Genomic DNA, 761 nt, shown 5'->3' on the forward strand with positions numbered 1-761 from the left:
GCCATCACGTTTAGCGAAGCGGTGACTGGATTTACATTAGGTGACATTACCGCCACCAACGCTACCCTAAGTGCATTCCAGACAACAGATAATATCACTTACACCGTTCTCGTAACACCTGCCACAGATGGCGCGGTATCCCTCCAGGTACCTGCCAGTGTAGCCGTAAACGTGGGTAATAACAGCAATACTGCTTCCAATACATTAAGCCTCGTTTTTGCAGGAACTGCACCCGTTGTAACAGCAGTAGACGTACCGGCAAATGCCATTTACAGACTTGGCCAGGTACTCTCCTTCACTGTTCACTTCAGCGAACCAGTAAATGTTACCGGTGCTTCATCACTGGATGTAATCATAGGCGCCACTACAAGATCCGCTACACTTGTGAGCGGCAGCGGCACCAATGCTTTACTGTACAGCTACACGGTACAGCAGGGTGATATGGATATGAATGGTATTACACTAAGTACAGCACTTACCGGCACTATTCGCAACACAGCCGGCAAGGATGCAGTACTCACGCTYAATAATGTGGCTAAYACTACGGGCGTACTCGTGAATACCACTAATCCGGGTGTAGTCATTTCCACTACTGCTACTTCGCCGGTGATAGCACCATTCACGGCCACCATCACGTTTAGCGAAGCGGTGACTGGATTTACATTAGGTGACATTACCGCCACCAACGCTACCCTAAGTGCATTCCAGACAACAGATAATATCACTTACACCGTTCTCGTAACACCTGCCACAGATGGCGC

At 49.0% G+C, this 761-nt stretch carries 1 protein-coding gene; it reads left to right on the top strand.

Annotated elements, in window-relative coordinates; all coding sequences use genetic code 11:
- The coding region (locus tag AB4Z08_RS35785) for an Ig-like domain-containing protein (protein ID WP_441578570.1) at positions 1–761 on the top strand (761 nt) is incomplete at both ends.

Source organism: Chitinophaga sp. RAB17 (assembly GCF_052114225.1).
Lineage (GTDB): Bacteria > Bacteroidota > Bacteroidia > Chitinophagales > Chitinophagaceae > Chitinophaga.